The sequence below is a fragment of the Neobacillus drentensis genome, from assembly GCF_036962765.1.
GTDB lineage: Bacteria > Bacillota > Bacilli > Bacillales > Cytobacillaceae > Neobacillus > Neobacillus drentensis_C.
The window spans coordinates 1-5,503 of the sequence record NZ_JBALOS010000106.1 but is presented as its reverse complement, the minus strand read 5'-3'; the positions used below and the strand labels follow the sequence as shown (position 1 = coordinate 5,503).

The window sequence follows — 5,503 nt, the reverse complement described above, 5'->3', positions numbered from 1 at the left end:
AAAACTATTAAGATTTATAAAAAACTGTCCTTCATAACACCGATGAAGGACAAAACCTATTAAGATATCTAAAAAACTGTCCTTCATACCACCGATGAAGGACAAAACTTAATTACATTCCTGATGAATTGTCCTTCATAAAATTAATGAGGGACAAAAACTACATTGCACCTGATTGGATAGGTTTTTTTATGTGTGAATTAACGAGTGAATTCATAGGTGTTTTTGTATGAGTATTAGTCCGTCTTCACCTCAAAATGAAACCTGTTACTCTTTCAGTAATCCTTTTGAAATCATTACATTTTCTTTCCAGTGTTTTCATTTGTAGCCTTACGGTTCGCAGCTCTTTCTTTTGCTGCTTGAGAAACTTGTTGTCCACGGTTGGTATTGGTTGTCGTTGCACTTTTTGTATTAGTTTTTGTTGTGGACGCATTTTTCGTATTAGTTTTTGTGGCTGCTGTATTAGTCTTTCTTGTAGTTACACTTTTTGGTTTAGTACTTGTCGTTGTTGGTGGTGCTTTTACGCTTGTCGCAGGTTTCGTTGTTGAAGTAGGCTTTGTGGTTGCAACAGGCTTTGTGATTGCAACAGGCCTTGTGGTTGGACTTGTTGTATCCGTTCTCGTCGACGTGGATTTACTCGTTGTTGTTGGTGCTTTAGCACTTGTCACAGGTATCGTATGCGTTGGAGTTGTTGTCTCATTCGTATTAGCAGGAGTTGTTGTCGTTCTATTGCTGGATTTTTCCCTATCGGTTTGAATGGCTGCTTTAGCCATATTGCTATTTTTAAAAGATACTGGGATAGCTGCAATATCATGGTTTTTCACATTCGTTGTTGGCGTTTGAACTTTCACCTTTTTTTCTACTTGGTTAACTACATCCGCTTTTTTCCGGTCTGCGGATATAGGTAAAGCAATCTCTTTTGCTAATCTTTTAAGAGGTTGTTCAGCTAACAAAGCGTTGGCGATAGAAAACGTAACAGATCCCGCTAATACCATGGAAAGGGCTCCCTTGGTTAGTTTGTTCATGTTATTCCCCTCGTATTTGTGTGTGATTATATTAATAGAATACTTAATAGAATACGAACCAACCAGAATGTCTTATGGGGGTAGTAAACTTAACTTGTTTTTATATTGAACTCCTGATAGCTCGCAAAAAATCCCCAACAGTGGTTATGTCGGGGATTTTGCTTTTGTTTTTTATTCTCCTTGATTTTTTAAAATGTGCCTCACATCAATTCAGATGATATTGCACTGCTACTGAGTTTCTGTTTTTTTACTTTCCGGAAATGGAACAATTCGTAGAATGTTGGAATGACAATCAGTGTCAGTAATGTAGACACAATCAGTCCAAAGATAACCACGACGGCAAGGCCTTTGGAAACGAGATTCATGCTCATGCCAGATTCGTGCGTGAATAATAGCGGAACCATCGCAAAAACGGTGGCGAGCGCTGTCATCAAGATTGGACGAAGGCGAACGCTTCCTGCTTCCATAATGGCTTCCCTGATGGTCATGCTAGTTTCGTTATGGCGGATTCGATCCACCAGAACAATGGCATTGGTCACGACGATTCCCACCAGCATCAGCATGCCGATTCCTGATGAAATGTCGATGCTGGATTTTGATACTACTAATCCTAAAAGAGATCCAATTGCGGCAAGCGGCAGGGTTAATAAAATCGCAATACTTGCCCGGAAAGATTTTAAGGTTACTAGCAAAATCATAAATACAATGCCGATCGAGAACAGGGCGAGCTTCGCAAGCTCCTGTAAATCATCAGAGGACTGCATGGCAGAACCGGTGATTTCCGCGCTGGTTTCATCGCCGAATGTGTTGTCTTTTTCCCAAACTACTAATTGTTTTTTGATTTCGCCTGTCACATCCACCATTTTCTTCGGATCGACAGCTGCGCTTACCTGAAGATAATGATGCCCGTCTTTGGAATAAAGGGTGCCAGGCTGATTTGACGTTTCAATTTTAGCAATCTTTGACAACTGAACCGGCCCATCCGGCGTCATCAATTGCAGCTGTTTCAAATCTTCTGCCGTTTTGATTTCTTTTAGCGCTCCAAGTTTTACTATGGTGGTCCGACCGTCGATTTTCACGCTTCCAATTACGGCCGGGTCGATCATACTATGAAGCGACTGGGCAATTTCTTGTGCGTTTGAAAGGGTTGGGTTCACAGTAATGGTCACGGTTGGCTTTTTATCTTCATCATTGGTTTCCACCTTTTGAACGCCATCAATGCTCGTGAATTTTTTCTTGATTTTATCCGCTGCTGATTTAATGTCATCCTCATTTTTTCCGATGACATCGACGGATACCTTGGTTGTATTCTCACCCATGAGTCCAGCGGTGCTGGCCGTTAACTCCGCTCCTGGGAATTGATCTTTTTCCTTGCGCAGATCCTGAACGATTTTAGCAGAATCCGCTCCTTCTTTCAAAAAGACCATGAACTGGACTTGGTTCGCATCCTGAAGCTCGCCAAACTGTGCCGCATCGGCATTATTTCCGACTTGGACAATGTTATTTTTGACCCCGTCTGCTTTTGAAAGGATCGTTTCCATTCTTTTTAATCCGCCTTCGATATCCTTAAATGGGGTTCCATTTTGATAGCGTAGCAGCAACGATATATAGGCGCTGTCTTTTTGGTCGACCGAGCCTTTTGGCATGGTGGCAAAAAGTCCAATCGAGCTAATGACCACGACAACCGAGATGAGGATGGGCAGCCATTTATGGTTGAGTGACCAGCGCAGAACAGACGGATAGAACGAATCGTTTTTGTGTTCTTTGACCTTCACTTTTTTCATCATTCTTCCGCTGAGCGCCGGAACAACGGTCAGAGAAACCAGCAAGGAAGAAAGTAGTGAACAAGTAATCGTAATCGCAAATGGCGCGATTAAATCTCTTAAACTACCAGAAGCAAGCATCATCGGAAGAAACACTGCTACCGTGGTAAGAGTAGATGACGTAATGGCAGCCGCCACTTCTTTTACAGCTTCTACAATAAAGGCTGGTGTCAGCTCATTGCCCCGTTTTCTTCTGTAAATGTTTTCGACTACCACAATACTGTCATCCACGAGCCGCCCGACTGATACCGCGATTCCGCCTAGGGTCAGGATGTTCAGAGTTACACCAAAGAAAGACAGTAAAATCATCGTGATGCAGAGAGAAAGCGGGATGCTGACAATCGTGATGAGTGTCATGCGGAAGCTTTTCAGGAACAGCCAGATAATCAATGTGGCAAATAAAGCCCCTGTCAGGACTTCTCGTGTCATCGAATTAATCGAATCAAGCACCGTATCCGCTAAATTAATAAATACTGTGGCGGTCAGTGTTCCTTTATAGTCCTCGTTAATCTTCTTGGCAGCATCAGCTACTCCCTTGCCCACCGTTACCGCATTACTGGTTGAATCCTTCTGTGCAATGACTTCGATGAAATTCTTCCCATTCATATGCGTAATGCTGGTCGTATCCTTTTCCATTGTCACGTCAGCTATATCTTTCAGCTTAGTGGCTGCGTTCAACTGAAGGTTTTGCACATCCTCAAGGCTCTCCATTTTTCCTGTCACGATGATGCTCGTCGCCTCGTTTTCCAAGGTTTGTTCGCCAACAGCGACCGATGCATTTCTTCCTTGGAGAATGGTATACAGTTTTTCGAGAGAGATTTTGGCAGCGGCAAGTTTGGCCGGGTCTACCTTAATCATGACCTGTTGGTCTTTGCCTCCGTAGGTCATCACATTTCCAACGCCATTGATGTCTTTTAGCATCGGAAGGATTTCGTTTTCGACGAGATTCAATTCCCTGTTCCCAATTTCCTGATCAAAGGAAAGTCCTATGTACACGACTGGAATCTGGGATGTATTGAGCAGCACAACATACGGTTTCATAACTCCAGGTGGCAGATTTACCGTCGAGATGTTTTCTTGAATCTGCTGCTTGGCTTCTTTCAGATTTGTGCCGGATTCAAATGTCACCGTCATCTGAGAAAAGTTGTTGCCCGTTTCCGCCACGACATTTCGTTTCCCTTTGATACCGGTTAATACCTTTTCAATGGGCTGTGTGACCTGTTCATCCATACTAACTGCGTCCATGCCGTTACCTACCACCGAAATCGTCACATACGGCTGGTCTGCTGACGGCATGAGTTCCATCGGGATATTCGTGTAACTGAAAATCCCAAAAATTAAGGAGGCAATCACAGAAAAAACGAGAGCCGCTCTATTCCGCAATGCCCATTTAGTAAACCACGTCATAAATAACCTCCAAATATACAAATTTGTCAAACTAGGAAAATTATACCTTCCCTCACGATGTTTTACATCATAAATTTTGGAAATTTATATAAAAATTACAATATTTTAATCTTAGATCGTTTAGAGGGGGGGTAATTTGCACTTGTGAACATAGTCCTAGCAGGAGTGTAAATGTAATGGCGGCCCCAGGATGGGATATACTTTTCTTCATATTATTAAGAAAAATGGAATAACAAAAACCCTTCTATATTTGCATAGAAGGGCCTTGTCTGTTCATAAAACGTATAAAAATTTTAAACCATAATTTACTTTTAAAAATTATCCTAACACTAAATTCACGACAAAGTTTTCTGATTGACAACTGGCTCGAGCACGTTCCTTGCTTCCAACTGGACGACTGAATAAATTTCTAGTAGCGGTACATTGTACTTTAGAGCCGCTTCTTTTATCTCTTCATACTCGGGTGTTATTTTGAAAATCCTATTTCCTTCGTATCCAATCTTAACAGTCAATTCGCCATAAGGAGTTTCTATCTTTTCAAAACGACGTGATAGGATTCTTCTTGAGCACTCGGACCTACGAACACCAAATGTACTAGTTTCTTTAAGTAGCAGTTCTTCCATTGCTATACTATCTTGTGGCTTTGTAAGAACCGTAATAAGTGAACCAGGTCTGCTTTTTTTCATTGTTACTGGAGTAAAATAAACATCTAGTGCCCCTTGCTTTAGAACCTTTTCCATAACATATCCCAACGTTTCCCCTGTTATATCATCTAACTGGCACTCAAGTATGGTTATTGTCTCTCTTTGAGGTTCTTCATTTGCCTGATAAAGAAGAACTCGTAATACATTCGGATGATTGAAATCCTTTTTTCCAGCCCCATAACCAATCTTCTCAATTGACATGGCAGGCATATGGCCATATTCATCAGCAAGTGCTTTTAGAAATCCGGCTCCTGTTGGAGTTGTTAACTCTCCTCTTACATGAAAATCTGCTAAAGGAACTCCTCTTAAAATTTCAGCCGTAGCCGGAGCAGGAATGGGATAAAGGCCATGTGCCATCATGACTTTCCCATATCCTGTTGGAACAGGCGAAGCAATGATCTTATCGATTCCTAGGTTCTCAAGGGCCAAACATACCCCGATTACATCTATAATCGAATCCATTGCCCCCACCTCATGAAAGTGGACATCTTTTGGATCCATGCCATGTATTTTACCCTCTGCCTCAGCAATCACTTGAAAAACA

3 protein-coding genes are annotated in these 5,503 nt (G+C 41.9%); all 3 read right to left on the bottom strand.

From position 1 onward, the window contains the following. Window positions 1–296: 296 nt before the first annotated feature. Window positions 297–1,025, bottom strand: coding sequence for a hypothetical protein (locus tag V7137_RS14505; protein ID WP_335698749.1), 729 nt, complete (start codon window positions 1,023–1,025; stop codon window positions 297–299). A 200-nt stretch (window positions 1,026–1,225) separates the two neighbouring features. Further along, window positions 1,226–4,255, bottom strand: coding sequence for an efflux RND transporter permease subunit (locus V7137_RS14500; protein ID WP_335698748.1), 3,030 nt, complete (start codon window positions 4,253–4,255; stop codon window positions 1,226–1,228). Window positions 4,256–4,590: 335 nt separating this feature from the next. Further along, window positions 4,591–5,503: nickel pincer cofactor biosynthesis protein LarC (gene larC / locus V7137_RS14495; protein ID WP_335698747.1), on the bottom strand; the 913-nt coding region annotated here is incomplete at its 5' end.

Coding starts and splice junctions, on each gene's coding strand:
- V7137_RS14505 (WP_335698749.1), bottom strand. CDS start 1,025: ATGAACAAACTAACCAAGGGAGCCCTTTCCATGGTATTAGCGGGATCT.
- V7137_RS14500 (WP_335698748.1), bottom strand. CDS start 4,255: ATGACGTGGTTTACTAAATGGGCATTGCGGAATAGAGCGGCTCTCGTT.